This window comes from Aetokthonos hydrillicola CCALA 1050 (genome assembly GCF_017591665.1).
In the GTDB taxonomy this organism is placed as follows: domain Bacteria; phylum Cyanobacteriota; class Cyanobacteriia; order Cyanobacteriales; family Nostocaceae; genus Aetokthonos; species Aetokthonos hydrillicola.
Genome location: NZ_JAAKGC010000006.1, coordinates 148,597 through 163,831, shown reverse-complemented (window position 1 = coordinate 163,831; position 15,235 = coordinate 148,597). Strand labels below are relative to the sequence as shown.

General features: G+C 39.6%; 12 protein-coding genes. 5 read left to right on the top strand and 7 right to left on the bottom strand.

What is annotated here, in order from left to right:
* Positions 1-427: 427 nt before the first annotated feature.
* The 3 genes from G4P69_RS05100 (at position 428) to G4P69_RS05090 (ending at position 6,260) form a co-directional block, all read left to right on the top strand.
* Positions 428-3,592, top strand: coding sequence for a PAS domain S-box protein (locus G4P69_RS05100; protein WP_208339329.1), 3,165 nt, complete (start codon positions 428-430; stop codon positions 3,590-3,592).
* 254 nt (positions 3,593-3,846) lie between these two features.
* On the top strand, positions 3,847-5,055 hold the full coding sequence (locus tag G4P69_RS05095; RefSeq protein WP_208339330.1) for an EAL domain-containing response regulator: 1,209 nt from the start codon (positions 3,847-3,849) through the stop codon (positions 5,053-5,055).
* 104 nt (positions 5,056-5,159) lie between these two features.
* Positions 5,160-6,260: a hybrid sensor histidine kinase/response regulator gene (locus G4P69_RS05090; protein ID WP_208339331.1), complete on the top strand. Its 1,101-nt coding sequence runs from the start codon at positions 5,160-5,162 to the stop codon at positions 6,258-6,260.
* A gap of 156 nt (positions 6,261-6,416) precedes the next feature.
* Here the strand turns inward: G4P69_RS05090 and G4P69_RS05085 are convergent, their stop codons facing one another.
* Together G4P69_RS05085 and G4P69_RS05080 are read right to left on the bottom strand one after the other, a co-directional pair.
* Positions 6,417-6,836: a hypothetical protein gene (locus G4P69_RS05085; RefSeq protein ID WP_208339332.1), complete on the bottom strand. Its 420-nt coding sequence runs from the start codon at positions 6,834-6,836 to the stop codon at positions 6,417-6,419.
* A gap of 17 nt (positions 6,837-6,853) precedes the next feature.
* Entirely contained in the window at positions 6,854-7,336 is a 483-nt protein-coding gene (locus G4P69_RS05080; protein ID WP_208339333.1) for a hypothetical protein, read from the bottom strand.
* 289 nt (positions 7,337-7,625) lie between these two features.
* Here G4P69_RS05080 and G4P69_RS05075 point away from each other — a divergent pair, with 289 nt between their 5' ends.
* Both G4P69_RS05075 and G4P69_RS05070 read left to right on the top strand, forming a co-directional pair.
* Positions 7,626-9,935 (top strand): NACHT domain-containing protein, encoded by a 2,310-nt coding sequence (locus G4P69_RS05075; protein WP_208339334.1) that lies wholly within the window; start codon positions 7,626-7,628, stop codon positions 9,933-9,935.
* Between the two features lie 121 nt (positions 9,936-10,056).
* Positions 10,057-11,442, top strand: a complete 1,386-nt coding sequence (locus G4P69_RS05070; RefSeq protein WP_208339335.1) for a PQQ-dependent sugar dehydrogenase — start codon at positions 10,057-10,059, stop codon at positions 11,440-11,442.
* Positions 11,443-11,626: 184 nt separating this feature from the next.
* Here the strand turns inward: G4P69_RS05070 and G4P69_RS05065 are convergent, their stop codons facing one another.
* The 5 genes from G4P69_RS05065 to G4P69_RS05045 form a co-directional block, all read right to left on the bottom strand.
* Positions 11,627-12,385 carry a HEAT repeat domain-containing protein gene (locus G4P69_RS05065; RefSeq protein WP_208339336.1) on the bottom strand — a complete coding sequence of 253 codons (759 nt, stop codon included), beginning with the start codon at positions 12,383-12,385 and terminating at the stop codon, positions 11,627-11,629.
* 173 nt (positions 12,386-12,558) lie between these two features.
* Positions 12,559-13,047 (bottom strand): GNAT family N-acetyltransferase, encoded by a 489-nt coding sequence (locus G4P69_RS05060; RefSeq protein WP_310834331.1) that lies wholly within the window; start codon positions 13,045-13,047, stop codon positions 12,559-12,561.
* 26 nt (positions 13,048-13,073) lie between these two features.
* The gene (locus G4P69_RS05055; protein ID WP_208339337.1) at positions 13,074-13,241 is read right to left on the bottom strand and encodes a hypothetical protein; all 168 of its coding nucleotides are present in this window, start codon (positions 13,239-13,241) and stop codon (positions 13,074-13,076) included.
* Positions 13,242-13,336: 95 nt separating this feature from the next.
* On the bottom strand, positions 13,337-13,741 hold the full coding sequence (locus G4P69_RS05050; RefSeq protein ID WP_208339338.1) for an ABC transporter permease: 405 nt from the start codon (positions 13,739-13,741) through the stop codon (positions 13,337-13,339).
* Positions 13,726-14,979, bottom strand: a complete 1,254-nt coding sequence (locus G4P69_RS05045) for an AmpG family muropeptide MFS transporter (protein ID WP_208339380.1) — start codon at positions 14,977-14,979, stop codon at positions 13,726-13,728. Before G4P69_RS05045 ends, G4P69_RS05050 begins: the two co-directional genes overlap by 16 nt.
* Between the last annotated feature and the right edge of the window lie 256 nt (positions 14,980-15,235).

Sequence of the window (15,235 nt, the reverse complement as noted above, 5' to 3'; positions counted from 1 at the left end):
CCATATCAAGTCAGAGCTTGGGAGAACAGGCTTACAACTATAGAAAGGCTTTTAAACTATGGTGAACGACAGTTTCGTTAGAGGGTAATGGGCAATGGGCATGGGGCATGGGGCATGGGGTAAGTACTCGCGCAAAATTAATTTTATATTCACATTGCTTGAAATACTTGTGAAACCATGATTCCAGTTTCAAGAAATATATAAATAATTTTGCATAACCACTTACATAGCAGTTCTGTGTTGTATACCAAACATTCTAGCCCTCCTCCCCCAATGCCCCATGCCCAATGCCCCATGCCCAATGCCCATTTACGCATTTTATTTCGTGGCTTGTAAATATTTTTCAAGATATATACGCAGAATTATGGATTCTATATGAAGCAAAAATATTAGACAATGATTGTATATTTGCTTGATATAATTATGTATGCAACCCCTAGCTGAATTGCTGTTATTACCATCATTGAATTCTGCAATTGACTTTTCACCAATAACTGTTCCACCAGACACACCTTTATTAGATGTGATTGAGCTACTCGGTAAGTCTCAACCACAAGCGAATAGCGTATTAGTCGTTGAGAATTCACTGATTTTAGGGTGTTTCACGAATAACGATGCCGTTCGACTGTTTCCCGCAAAAGTTGACTTCAAAACAACCAGTATTTGTGAAGTGATGACTACTTCAGTGACTACTGTGAAGCAATCTGATATTCAAGACATTACGTCTGTCCTATCAATATTACGTCAGCATCACTTGCCTTTAATATCAGTGGTGAATGAGCAGGAGCAACTAATTGGTTGTATTTCATGTGAAAGCGTTTGTCAAGCACTGGATTCCTACAATTTTCTCGAAAATGAAAATATTATCAATTATGAACAGGTAGAACATAAGCTACTAGAGGCAAAAAAACAACTTTTGAATGTTGTATGCGGACTTGTTTCTAGGGTAAATGAAAGTGTAGATGAGCATTGTCAAGGTATTGACCGTTATTTAGCAGAAGCCACAGATTTGACAAATGACGGTTTTACTAGTGGTACTCAGAAAAGTACAGATTTTCCAGACTTGATGAACGAATTTCTGGTGACTCAATCTTTAGCAGTTCCGAGTATCATCGATGGTACAACACATAATTGGTTAATTCCTGAACAGAACTACCAACGAGGAACCGCTGCTTTTTCTAGAAAGAAAGATTTCACTGAACATCAGCAAATACAAACATCTGTTATAGAAAGCGAAAGACTATTCCGTGATATCTTCGATGGCACCTTCCAGTTAACTGCGGTACTAACACCAGAAGGGAATATCTTACAATTTAACAAAACAGCACTCAATTTTGTTGGATTACAGCAAAAAGATGTAGTAGGGCGTTTATTATGGGAAATCCCAGCGCGGACGATTTCTCAGAAAACAGAGAACCAATTGAAAAAAGCAATAGCGATCGCTGCTAGAGGAGAATTTGTTCGTTATGAAGTTGATATTTTGGGGGCTGCTAATACTGTAGCGACTATCGACTTTTCTTTGAAGCCGATGAAAGGAGAAACTGGCAAAGTCATACTGATTATTGCCGAAGGACGCGATATCACTGAACTTAAGTCAGCACGAGCAGCTCTTGAGAAAGCGAAACAAGAGTTAGAAATGCGAGTCGAGGAGCGGACAATTGCCGTTAAGAAGGCGAATCGCCAGTTAATCTTAGAGATGGCAGATCGTCTCCTTGCAGAAGAGCAGTTGCGGCAATCTCAGGAAATGTTGCAGCTCATTATGGATAATATTCCCCAATGTATTTTCTGGAAAGACACAGATTCTGTTTATTTAGGTTGTAATCGTAACTTTGCTAGAAAAGCTGGTTTTGAAAATCCAGAAGATATTGTGGGTAAGACTGACTACGATTTACTCTTAGACAAAATAGAAGCTGAGATCTACCATAAATCGGATGCTACGGTCATACAGAGCGACGAGCCATCATACCACATCGTAACAGAGCATTTGCAAAAGGACGGCACAAAAGCTTGGCTGGAGACGAATAAAGTCCCACTGCATGATGCAGAGGGGTATGTAATAGGTATTTTAGGTAGTTTTGAAGATATTACTAACCGGAAGCGAGCAGAAGAAGCTTTGCAATTGCGCGATCGCGCGATCGCTGCTAGTAACAATGGTATTGTGATTTGCGATGTCACCTTACCAGACTGCCCAATGATTTATGCAAATCCTGCTTTTGAACGCATTACTGGTTACAGCGTAGCAGAAGTCATCGGGAAAAACTGCCGTTTTCTTCATGGTTCTGATAGCAATCAACCAGAACTAAAAAAACTTGCCTCGGCTATTCAACAAGCCAAAGGTTGCACCGTTGTTTTAAGAAATTACCGTAAAGACGGCTCTTTGTTTTGGAATGAATTAAGCATTTCTCCTGTTTATGACAGTAATGGCAAATTTACCCACTATATTGGCATTCAAACGGACATTACCGAGCGAAAGTTAGCAGAAACGGCAGTACTACTCTCGCAAGAGCGGCTACAGTATTTACTCTCTTCCAGCCCTGGTGTGATTTATACTTGTAAACCTTCTGTGACGTATAGCTCGACTTTTATCAGCAAAAACCTTGTTACCGTGATGGGCTATGAAGCAGAAGAATTTCTGGCCGATCCTAACTTTTGGTACAATCACATTCATCCAGAAGATAGAATACAGGTTTTTGATGATCGACTAGATTTATTCGAGCAAGGGAAATACAGTGTTGAGTACCGTTTTTTACACAAAAATGGTACTTATTGCTGGTTATACGATCAAGCAAAGCTTGTTTGTGATGATGCTGGGAATCCAGCAGAAATTGTTGGTTACTTGACAGATATCACACAACGCAAGCAACTTGAGGTGGAACTAAGAGATGCGTTGGAGAAAGAAAAAGAACTCAACGAGCTAAAATCTCGTTTTATTTCAATGACTTCCCACGAATTTCGTACCCCATTAAGCACTATTATCTCCTCCTCAGAATTACTAGAACATTACCGTCATAAATGGTCAGAAGAAAAACAAATCACTCACTTGCACCGCATTCAAACCGCTGTTAAGCGAATGACTGAGATGTTAGATGACGTGTTAGTTATTGCCAAGGCGGAGGTGGGAAAACTAGATTGTAGACTAGTACCCTTAGATTTGGTTGAATACTGTCTGACTCTGGTGGAAGAATTACAACTCAATGTCAAAAATCAACATACAATTGCTTTTAGCACTCCGCACCAATCTGTGCGATGCTATATGGATGAAAAATTGCTAGGACATATTCTTAGTAATTTACTTTCGAATGCGATTAAATACTCTGAAAATGGTAGCAGCATTAAATTTAATCTCACCTGTCAACAAGGACAGGCAATATTTGAGATTCAAGACCAGGGAATTGGTATTCCTCCAGAGGATATACCCCGTCTGTTTGAATCCTTTTATCGTGCCACGAATGTTGGAAATATTCAAGGTACGGGGTTGGGATTGGCAATTGTTAAAAAGTGTGTAGATATCTATAGGGGTAAAATTACAGTGAACAGTCAAGTAGGAGTAGGAACAACATTTTTTGTCACTTTACCATTAACTCTTGAGTAAATGCTTGGTGTTATATACCAACTAAGGACGGAGGTGATTATAGATAGTTGATAATTAGTTGGTAAGAGTGGCTCGGTTATCCACTGCTTTGCGGTGATTTCGTCTCCTAAAACGATTAGGGGTGGCTATACAGGCTTATGCTCGTCTTCGCAAGGACGAGATCATTAGGGAGGTGCTGTACTCTCAATACACAGTTCACCTACTTGGTTTGAACACACTTATTAACAACAAACAACAACCAATAATAAACAACAATGGCACACATTTTAGTAATTGAAGATGAAGAATCGGTAAGAGAAAATATTTTAGATCTCCTGGAAGCAGAGGGTTTTGAAACTCTTGCTGCTGCTAATGGTCGAATTGGGTTACAGTTGGCTCTTTCTGAGTCTCCTGACTTAGTTTTATGTGACTTAATGTTACCAGAGATCGACGGGTATGGTGTGCTAACAAAATTGCGTGAAGAACCTTTTACAGCAACTATCCCATTTATTTTTCTCACTGCTAGATCTGCTAGGGCAGACTTTCGTCAAGGGATGGATCTAGGTGCAGACGATTACCTCACAAAGCCATTTACTCGGGTGGAATTATTAAGTGCAATTACTAGCCGTTTATCAAAGCAAGCGACTTTGCGAAAGCTTTTGGGTAGCAATCCTAAAAGTAATAAATTATCTACAGAAATGCAGATGATAGAAGTCTGTTTACGCCGCACTTTAGAAAACAGAGAAGTTCGCCAATTTCAGGTTTACTATCAACCCCAAATTGATCTTGTGTCGGGAAAAATTATTTCTGCCGAAAGTTTAGTTCGTTGGCAAAGTCCTGAATTAGGGATGGTTGAGCCCACAGAATTGATTCCTTTAGCAGAGTCTACAGGGTTAATAGTTCCTATTGGTGATTGGATATTACAAAATGTTTGTAAACAAACTAAAATCTGGCATAATGCAGGATTTCCAGGTTTGCGTGTTGCAGTAAATTTATCAGTACATCAATTAACACCAAAAAACTTTATTCCAAAAATAGTTAAATTTCTAGAAGCAAACAATTTAGAAGCACAATGTTTAGAGTTAGAACTTACGGAAAGTATGATTATGAAAGATGTGAACAGCGCGATCGCAACAATGAACGAGTTACAATCTATAGGAGTTAAAATAGCAATTGATGATTTTGGCACTGGATACACTTCTTTAATTTATTTAAAAAGGCTACCAATTAATATTTTAAAAATTGATCGTTACTTTATTCACAACGTTGGAAATGATACACAAAAAGCAGCGATCACCACAGCTTTAATTCAAATGGCGCATAATCTCAATCTTCAGGTAGTCGCTGAAGGTGTGGAAACAGAGACAGAACTATCTTTTCTAAGAGAACACAACTGCGATGCAATGCAAGGTTATCTCTTCAGCCGTCCACTACCAACAGCGGAGTTTGAAAATTTGCTATTTTCTGACAAACATTTAAACTGATGAAAAAAAATCTACTACTCAGAAGATCGCTGAAATTTAATAAGTAGATAGATAATGTTGACGCCAAAGCAAAAAAATCTCAATGCAATTATATTTTACTCCATATGTATCAAATTTTAGTTATTGAGGATGAGACCAGTATACGGCAAAATCTGTTGGACTTGCTTGCACTTGAGGATTTCAAAGTCATTTCCGCAGAAAATGGTCAAATTGGTTTACAGTTAGCCCAACAAACAATTCCTGATCTCATTATTTGTGACGTGATGATGCCGGAATTAGATGGGCACAATGTTCTAAAGATATTACGTCAAGAACCCACGACAGCGACTATTCCTTTTATTTTTTTGACTGCTAAATCTGATAAAACTGATTTTCGTCAAGGGATGGAATTAGGTGCAGACGATTATCTAACAAAGCCTTTTACGAGAGCAGAATTATTAACGGCTATTACCTCTCGATTAGAAAAACAAGCGGTTTTTAATCAGCAATCTCAGCAAAAGCTAGATGACTTACGCAGTAGTATTACCTTGTCCCTTCCTCATGAGATGAGAACACCTCTAAATGGCATTTTAGGTTTCTCAGAACTTTTGATCAAAGATGTTGATATTCTCAATTCTCACGAAATTCGTGAAATGGCAGAAGGTATTCATAAATCTGCTACACGCTTATTAAGGTTAATTCAAAACTTTTTACTCTATGCAGAACTCGAAATCATATCAAGTGCTCCTGAACGCATTAATTTAATGCAAAGTTATCGGACAGTCTTTCCTACAGTAGCTTTGACCAACCTGATAATTGAAAAAGCAAAGCAAGTTGGACGGACAGGAGATTTACAAGTCAATCTATCAACCAATTGTAGCCTAAAAATTAATGAAACAAAACTTTATAAAATTATTGAAGAATTAATCGATAATGCCTTAAAATTTTCATCATTAGGAACAATTATTCAGGTCAATACTGCTTCCATTAACAATAAACTCATACTATCTTTTCTGGATCATGGAAGAGGTATGACATCTGCTCAAATTTCCGAATTAGGAGCTTATCGGCAATTTGAGCGTAAGCTCTACGAACAACAAGGTTCAGGCTTAGGTTTAATCATCGCCAAACGTTTGGTTGAATTACATGGGGGTGAACTTAAAATTAATAGCCAGCCAAACGAAAAAACACTTGTACAAGTAGTGCTTCCGTGTGATAACTCATAATGAGTAATGGGGAGCAAGTACGGTTGTGAGGCAGCTGATTGGGCGGCTTCCCGCAGGATACAACTGCCGTCATCTGGCATCAATAGCCAAGGGGCAAGGAGAATAGGGTGTGTAATTAATTCTATCTCAGCTCTGTACGTATAATCAGATTTTAAATCAAAATGTTTCGCTATTTTTCCTCAATTCTTTGTTAGGAGTTGTATCAATTCTTAATGAATCTGTAGTTAGATGAAATGAGCCTATTAAAAAAGCTATTAGTAAGATACTAAATATTGCGAAGAAAGTAATATTTGAAATTCGATAATTTTGAGATGAACGACGTTCTTTTGATCGTCTTTCTTTACCTAGAAGTAAAACGAAATAATATCCTTTCCTAAAAAACGGAATAGAAAGTCTAATATCTACAGCATGACGTTTAGCAAGTCTGTCTCCAAATACTTCTTTCAGGGCAGTTAATTGAGCCTTGTTAAAGGTTGCTGCTGTTTGATCAGGGATACGGGCAAAAAAGTGCTGCACGAAACGATCATTGCTTGCAGCATTTTTATTTAAGTGATTTTGCGAGCTTTTGCTTTTCATATAAATGCAAGTACGTTCTAGAACATAGGATTGTGTTCATAATCCCAACACTTTCCATGCTCCCAGATCCTACCAGTGTGTTGACAATCAGATTTATTTTCAAGCCAAGGAATTGATGCAGGATGTGGGGAGGAATTGTATGTGTAAGACAATGAGGAAAATACAAAGGACAACGTTGTTAACCCGGACACTGATAGGACGATGATGAATCCTATCATAAAAATAATATTGCTAGGAGTCCACAGAGGATATAAGCCTTTTTCGGATCGCAAGCGCTGCTTTGAGCGACGTTCAGAGCCAGCCAATAGCACAAGATAAAATGGTATCCCTGGTATCGGAACTGAAACACGCACGTCTATAGGGTGACGATTCCAACTACGAGATCCAAAGGCTTCTTTGATCGCATCTAATTGTTCGTCAGTAAAGGTATCAGCTATTTCTGGGTCTATTTTCGCTAAAAATTCGGCAAAAACAGTGTCATTGTGCTGTAAGCTTCTCATTAGTTATAAATTGCGATAGACTCCGTAGTAAAAGAATGAAGTTAGGCGCAGACACCCTAAATTAGAAAAACTAAAAATTCCTGTCCTTGATTTCCGTAGATTGTTGGATTAGGTAATGATCTAAATTACTTGAGTAGATTGATTTTGCTAACCACCAATACTAGTATGAACAACTAATGTTTGAATTAATATTTGGCTGTTTGTTTAAGTTTGGTTATAATCTGTAGAGGATGTATACGAATACATAAATTCCGTAGAGTTAAATTCTGTAAAGTTTTTTATAAAAAATATGGCAAAGCGCTCGCTTCAAGCCTCTATCGACGGTATTAGAAGAGCTAAACATGCTTTTAAATATAAAGGTTGGACACAAGAATATTTAGCTGCTGAAGTTGGTCTAGAAACTCGTCAGCCGATTTGGAAATTTTTCAGTGGAAAGCCGGTTGACCGCCAGGTTTTCTATGATATTTGTTATGCTTTAGATTTAGATCCAGAAAATATTGTTCAAAAGCCTGAAGCTGAGGAAGAAGCCCGCTTAGTCATAGCACAGCAAGATGTTGTAGATATTGATACTTTAGTCTCAAAAGCACGAGCCGCCCACTTCGAGAAAATTCGACAGCAGTGCAGCACTTTGCACGTCGTAGATATTGCTCGCCCTTTGCAGTTAGATGAACTTTATGTTGAGGTTAATATTCTCGAGGAAATCACCAGCCAAAGATGGCTAGAAATTTCGGATTTTAAAACATGTGGAGTGGGCGAAGCTGATAATTGTGTTTGTCGATCATCCCAAGAAAGCTTTACAGGAATAGAAGTAGTCTCTAAATACACCAAGTTAATGGTTCTAGGAAAACCTGGTTCTGGTAAAACTACCTTCTTGCAATCAATAGCCCTGCGCTGTAATCAAAAAGAGTTCAAGCCGGATCACCTACCCATTTTTATCACTTTAAAAGACTTTGCTGAGGATGCTGGCGAAGTAGGTCAAAATCAAAGCAGCTTATTTAACTATATCAGTGAAGAATTTGTTAATTTTGGTATTTCTGAACAAGATATTACCACTATATTATTGCAGGGTAGATGTCTAATTTTATTAGACGGTTTAGATGAAGTTACTGAAAAAGATAATGATAAAGTTATCAAAGAAATTCGTCATTTCACGGATAAGTTTTACAAAAATCACATAGTTATTACTTGTCGCATAGCGGCTCAAACGTATAAGTTCAAGGGATTTACTGAAGTTGAGATTGCTGATTTTACCCAAACACAAATAGCAGCTTTTGCGGAAAGATGGTTTCTGGCTGTCGCGAAGAAGCCCATACACGAAGCTAAAGCTTTTAGTTCGGAATTTATCCAAAAACTCAACTTACCGGAGAATCAACAAATTCAGGGATTGGTCAATACACCAATTTTGCTCAACCTTACCTGTTTAGTGTTTCAATTTTTAAAGGATTTTCCTAAATTACGTTCTGAACTTTATCAGCAAGGATTAGATCTGCTGTTAGTACGTTGGGATGAGCTTAGGGGTGTTAAGCGAGATGAGATTTATCGGAATTTATCATTGCCACATAAAATTAAGTTACTAAGTCGTTTAGCAGCAATTACGTTTACGGAAGAAGATTGCTTTTTTTCAGAGAATAAAATTCAGCAAATTATTTCTGAATATCTATCAGAACTTACCAACGCACCGACTGATGTCTATAATTTAGAACTAAAGAGTAGAGATGTACTAAAATCCATTGAGGCGCAGCATGGTTTATTGGTTGAACGTGCTCGTGGAATTTATTCTTTTTCTCATTTAACGTTCCAAGAGTATTTCACCGCCAAGGAAGTTGTTGCTCATGCAAATTCTCAAACATTATTAGAGTTTGTTGCTCATATCAGGGATAAGCGTTGGAGAGAAGTCTTTTTACTCACTGCGGAAATGTTACACCCTGCTGATGAGTTATTGCAGTTAATCAAGCAACAAATTGATACATTAGTAACATCGAGTAAGAAATTACAGGATTTTTTGAATTGGTTATCGGAAAAATTTTCCAGAATCAATGCACCTTATCACCCTGCTAGTGTACGTGCTTTTTACTTTACCCTTGTTCTTCCTCCAGAGCATTCTCTATCGCGTAACCAAGATCTAGCTCTATCTTTAGATCATCGTCTGGCTGGAAAGCTGAATAACGATTTAGCCCTGGATTTAGCTCTGATCGATGCCCTAAGTATCAGTCTAGTAATGAACGCTGATATTTTCTTCCAACGGCTATCTGCTATGAGTTTATCCGTTGACTTAGAGTATCTCCTACAAGATTATCCGTCTTTACGAGAAAAATTGCAACGTCTGAAAAACCAGCTACCATTAGCAAGCCAAGGAAAAGAATCTCTCAAAGCTTGGTGGTTAGATCATGGAGAGGCTTGGACTGAACAATTGCGAAATTTCATGATAAGCGATCGCCAAATTGGTCATAACTGGCAGTTTTATGAAAACGACTGGCAATTGTTACAGCAGTACTGGGATGATAACAAATTACTCCTTGATTGCCTTAATAGTGCAGGTGATGTTTCCTTTCATGTGCGCCAATCAATTGAAGAAAATTTGTTTATGCTCAGTCAGTAGGGAAGTCCGTAACGCACCAAACCTGTAATCCTAATTAACCCTACAAAAATCGAACTTTAGATGAGTGACACTTTTTCAGCTTCAGATATACCCTTAAAAAACCGTGCATCATCTAAATATTATGAAAGCCTCTGCGCGTTTCTTATTATTTTTTCTACTAATCTCCACAACTGTAGCCTGTAACCAGACTCGCGCTTCTTTAGAGACTCCGACTGTTGAAGCCTCCGCACCTTCTTCCCCGCAAAAAATAGCACAGAATTCCACACAACCGAAAAATATCGTCCGAACTAAACCTTTTTCACCCAAACCTATCCGCATCACTCTCAACGATTTACCAAAACCCTTTACAACTCAAAGTTCTTCAAAACCGCCTCAAGTCGTTCCAATTCCCGCAAACCCCACATTGCAAGTACCTCCTGGCTTTGTAGTTAATGTCTTTGCTGACAATCTAAACGCCCCACGCTGGCTAGCACTCACCCCAAGTGGTGATGTACTAGTCACTGAAACCAAGGAAAATCGCATTCGCCTGCTAGGTGACACAAACGGGGACGGCGTAGCGGATGTTAAAAAGACGTTTGCTAGTGCAGAGAATGGACTTAATATTCCTTTTGGGATGACTTTTGTAGGCGATTCCTTTTTTTTGGGTAACACTGATATAGTACGTAGGTTTCCTTATAAAAAAGGTCAACAGCAACTAACTGGTACTGGTGAAAAAATTACCGATCTACCTGGTGGTGGTTACAATCAGCACTGGACACGTAACGTAGTTGCCTCTCCCGATGGTCAAAAACTTTATGTTTCCATTGGTTCGCAATCAAACGATGATGAAGAACCTCTTCCACGCGCCTCAGTTCAGGCAATGAACCTAGATGGTTCACAAAGACAAACTTTTGCTTACGGCTTGCGTAACCCAGTTGGCTTAGCTTTTCATCCAGTCACCAAGGAACTTTACGCTACTGTGAATGAAAGAGATGGTCTTGGAGATAATTTAGTACCAGATTATTTTACACGTTTACGTTCAAGTGAATTTTATGGATGGCCCTACGCTTATTTAGCGCCGAGTAACGTCGATCCAAATCATAAGACAAATGGCAAGAGTAAGCGTCCTGATTTGGTAGCCCGCACAAAGACTCCAGATGTACTGTTTGAATCACATTCAGCAGCACTAGGATTGCAGTTTTATAACGGTAAGACTTTTCCTGAGAAATACCGTAACGGTGCTTTTGTTGCCTTTCGTGGTTCTTGGAACCGCGATCGCGGCACAGGTTACAAGGTTATTTTTATACCTTTTAATACTAATGGACGCCCGCAAGGTTACTACGAAAACTTTCTAACTGGTTTTCTCTTAAACCCAAGTGTACCAACAACTTGGGGGCGTCCTGTAGGTTTACTGACTCTACCCGATGGTAGTCTTTTGGTTACTGATGAAGTTAATAACCGGATTTATAGAGTTCAGTATGTTGCAAGAAGAATACAGGAGTCAGGAGTCAGGAGTCAGAATAGATAATATATTCTTTACTTTAAACCGACGGAGAATCATGATTTAAAGCAGAACTTTTATTTAATTATGGAGAAGAATGAAAAATTTTCTTTGCCTAAAGTGTTCTGAACGCCAGGTGCTTTAAGCCGGGGAACCCGTAAGGGCGCACTGGCTCCTCCTGACTCCTGTATTCTGACTCCTGACTCCTTGCTCAAAACCACCCTTCCAGTTCTAACGTTTCAATCAATTGAAGTCCACGTGGATCTCCGACTCCTAAAATGGCAGCTTTGGCGTCTTCGCGCACTCCCAAATCTTTGTCTTCGGCAAAGGCTTGAATTAAAGCATCCAAGGCGGTAGCATAAACCACATTAGAAGGTAGTTCTCGGCATAGTTGTCCAATTGACCAAGCACAATTACTTCGTACTGCTGAAATAGGATCTTGCACTAAAGCTTGAATTAACGGTGGTATTGCTTTGACAACAGTTTCGTAATTGACTTGTGCCATTTGTGCTAAAGCACTAGCAGCCCACAATCGCACAGCAGAAATATCAGTTTTTAAAGCGTCTGCCAGGGGTGCTAAACAACGTTGATCGCGGCAATTTCCTAAAGCCCAAACCACACCTTTACGCACATAACCATTCCAATCCTGATTTAATTGGTTAATTAATGGCTCCACAGCGTCTACACTAGGATTGCGGCCAATCCCGTACGCTGCGCTTACCCGTACTAAAGGACATGTATCAGCCAACAAACGAATAAGGTGAGGAGTTGCCCGTGCATCTTCTATGTCACAGAAAGCACGTGCTGCCAACATCCTCTGCTGTGGTTCAGGGTTTTCTAAAAGTGCCAGCATTTCCTCCGGATCTGGCTTAGGCACCTCTAACTCGGCGGTGATGGGTGCTAAGTGATCTAGAGGGCTATCTAGTTCCTCTTCATTCTCAAGTAAGCTTATATCGTCTTCGTCATACATATTTTATTTCGTTAAAAAAGGCAGCAGGAATAGATAACAGGGAATAGGGGAGAGAAAAACAATGGGTTGATTCTTTGTAAATCTCAAACCTCCCAGATTTCCCTCCCTTCTCTATTGCAGGAGTGCCTATTCCCTATTCCCTATCTAATTTAACCTTTATCCGACCGGGATACTTAATCTCCACGCAGTGATTTGAACATGCATAGTGACTGGGTTTGATAACCCAGTTGATTGTAAAGATTTAGTGCGTTTGTGTTTGACACAAAAACTTGCAACCCAATCTGGCGATCGCCCCTGCTTTTTGCCCAATTTTCGACATATTGCATTAAAGCTTTACCAATACCTTGCCGCCGGTACTCTGGTACAACGTAGAGTAAAAAGATGTGAGCATGGCGATCGCCATGCACTTGATCTATAGAGTTTCCTACCCAAGTACAAGCGACTGGTGACAAAGGACGAGGAAGCGACTGCTGTTGTTGTTCTTCTACCCACCACAAAGGAGTAGAGGGAGAGAAGTACTGCTCGACGGTTTGTGCTAGATGAGAAAAATCTTGTAGTGGAAATAAATCTTGATAAGTCCACTGCATAAACTTGACTAGCAGTGTTCTGTCTAAAAGTGTACCAGGGCGGATATTGTATCCTGTTAGTAGTTGTTCAGACACTCATGTAGATCATCAACTCCTGTTAATTATTTTAGGACATTGAATAAGAAAGGCAGTAGCACTCCTGCTTCCTCAACAGGTGCAGGAGAAGCCAGATCAGACGGTAAAAATATCCGAGCACTAACAGCCACAAGGGCAAAAAGAAAAACTAGCACGATTAAAAAGGGAGCAATGTACTGACGGAATATAGCCATTTATTTTTCTAGAGGAAATAGCTAAAGATTTGTGAAACTTTCTAATTTATTTTAACGAGTTTCAGTTTTTTTTGCGAAAACATGCTAACCCATCGTTAGCGCTGATCCCGCTCCAACTCAGCAATTGATTTTTCCCAATGCCAATTTTCTGGCATATCAGGATTTTCCCGCTTTGACTGCTGAATTAAACGCTCAGCAGCAGCCGTGTCGCCTCCTAAAATAGCAATAAGCCTACTTCTGAGACGGTCATCAGGTAAAACCTCTCCACGTTGGAGCGTTGTTCTCCCTGATGATAACGACTGTGACTGATTTCGCCTAAACTCCCAAAATAAAACATAGTAGAGTGTGCCGAAAATGACAATGAGGCTGAATGTTCCAAGAAAAGTTAGTAAGTTAAGGATCAAAAATCCTAGAACTAGCTGGGAGAGAACATAACCAAGTAAAACCCCAGTTATCAAAAGAATGAATGTTGCCGTAAAAATGATTATTTTCTGCCCCATAAATCTTCCTCATCGTCTAATCCTGGTCTAGGAATTGTTACTGGTTGGGGGTTCCAAGGGGCAAAAAATGGTAGAAGCAGCAATCCTGGTAACGCCGCTATTGCTGTTAGCAAGAAAAATAATGGCCATCCTGTGGCTTGCGCCCATACACCGGCTGGAGCTACAAGAATATCTCGACTAAAACCTTGCAAACTACTAAGTAAAGCAAACTGAGTTGCTGAATAGCCTTGATTACAAAGGCTCATTAAAAATGCAACAAACGCAGCTGATTCTAAGCCTGCACAAAAGTTTTCGATATTAATGGCGAGTACCATTAAAGGATAATTTTTACCCACTACAGCTAAAGCAAAGTAGGCTAGATTACCTACAGCTTGAAGTATGGCGAAGATCCATAAAGAGCGATTAATACCTATTTTGGAGATCACCGCTCCTGCTACTAAAGTGCCAACGATAACGGCAACAATCCCCAATCCACCCGGAAGTGCAATGTCGCTTTGGGTGAAATTTAAACCCTTAGCTAACAAAAATGGGGTGGAAACATTTTTTAGCAAAGAATCCCCCAACTTGTAAATAACAATAAACACCAAAATCAGAACAGCTTGGAGTGAGCCATTACGTCGAAAAAATTCGATAAACGGCAATGTGACAGCCTCATATAAGGTTTGAGGCGTCCCCAAGTCTAAAACTGGTTCTGGTGCCAAGATAGAACTTACCACACCAAAGAGCATTAACAGCGACATCAACAAGTAAACACCTTGCCAAGGCATTCTGTCTGCTAAGAACAAGGTGACATAACCTGTTACCAGAATTGCAAGCCGATACCCTAAAAGAAAAACAGATGCACCTGGACCCCTTTCTGGTATCGCTAATACATCAGTACGGTAGGCGTCAGCCACAATATCTTGACTCGCGCTAAGAAAAGCGACGATAGTAGCAGCGATAGCCAATAATTTCAAGCCCTCTGATGGCTTTTGGAAAGCCATGGCGGCGATCGCAATCAGTAGTCCTACTTGTGTTATCACTAGCCAACCACGACGACGACCTAAAAATGGAGGTATAAATCGATCTAGTATTGGTGCCCATACAAATTTTAACGAGTAGGGCAATCCCACTAAACTAAATGCGGCAATGGCATCTAGACTCACGTTTTCTTTAGTCAACCACGCTTGCAGCGGTGTTTTACTGGTTAAATAGAATGGCAACCCAGATGAAAAACCTATAAATAACAAAGCCGCCATCTTACGACTGCTAAAGATTTTCAATATTTCCACAGTTCCTCCTTGAGCAAGTTTTCAGTGATAGCGGTTCTCTTTTGCAGAGTGTATAATCTTAAAAGCCGATTGGGAATATCTTGTCATATCAGCTATTATCTTTTTTGCCAACAGGCTCGCCGCTACGCGGAAGTTAAAAGTAGGGGCGAACGGCGTTCGCCCTTATAAGGTTTTGGATGTGTAGTCACATTTATGCGAATTAGTATTAGACGAGACGTCGTAA

What these genes read in the sequence shown, in the direction of transcription:
- G4P69_RS05100 (WP_208339329.1), top strand. Translation starts at nt 428, where the DNA reads ATGCAACCCCTAGCTGAATTGCTGTTATTACCATCATTGAATTCTGCA.
- G4P69_RS05095 (WP_208339330.1), top strand. Translation starts at nt 3,847, where the DNA reads ATGGCACACATTTTAGTAATTGAAGATGAAGAATCGGTAAGAGAAAAT.
- G4P69_RS05090 (WP_208339331.1), top strand. Translation starts at nt 5,160, where the DNA reads ATGTATCAAATTTTAGTTATTGAGGATGAGACCAGTATACGGCAAAAT.
- G4P69_RS05085 (WP_208339332.1), bottom strand. Translation starts at nt 6,836, where the DNA reads ATGAAAAGCAAAAGCTCGCAAAATCACTTAAATAAAAATGCTGCAAGC.
- G4P69_RS05080 (WP_208339333.1), bottom strand. Translation starts at nt 7,336, where the DNA reads ATGAGAAGCTTACAGCACAATGACACTGTTTTTGCCGAATTTTTAGCG.
- G4P69_RS05075 (WP_208339334.1), top strand. Translation starts at nt 7,626, where the DNA reads ATGGCAAAGCGCTCGCTTCAAGCCTCTATCGACGGTATTAGAAGAGCT.
- G4P69_RS05070 (WP_208339335.1), top strand. Translation starts at nt 10,057, where the DNA reads ATGAAAGCCTCTGCGCGTTTCTTATTATTTTTTCTACTAATCTCCACA.
- G4P69_RS05065 (WP_208339336.1), bottom strand. Translation starts at nt 12,385, where the DNA reads ATGTATGACGAAGACGATATAAGCTTACTTGAGAATGAAGAGGAACTA.
- G4P69_RS05055 (WP_208339337.1), bottom strand. Translation starts at nt 13,241, where the DNA reads ATGGCTATATTCCGTCAGTACATTGCTCCCTTTTTAATCGTGCTAGTT.
- G4P69_RS05050 (WP_208339338.1), bottom strand. Translation starts at nt 13,741, where the DNA reads ATGGGGCAGAAAATAATCATTTTTACGGCAACATTCATTCTTTTGATA.
- G4P69_RS05045 (WP_208339380.1), bottom strand. Translation starts at nt 14,979, where the DNA reads ATGGCGGCTTTGTTATTTATAGGTTTTTCATCTGGGTTGCCATTCTAT.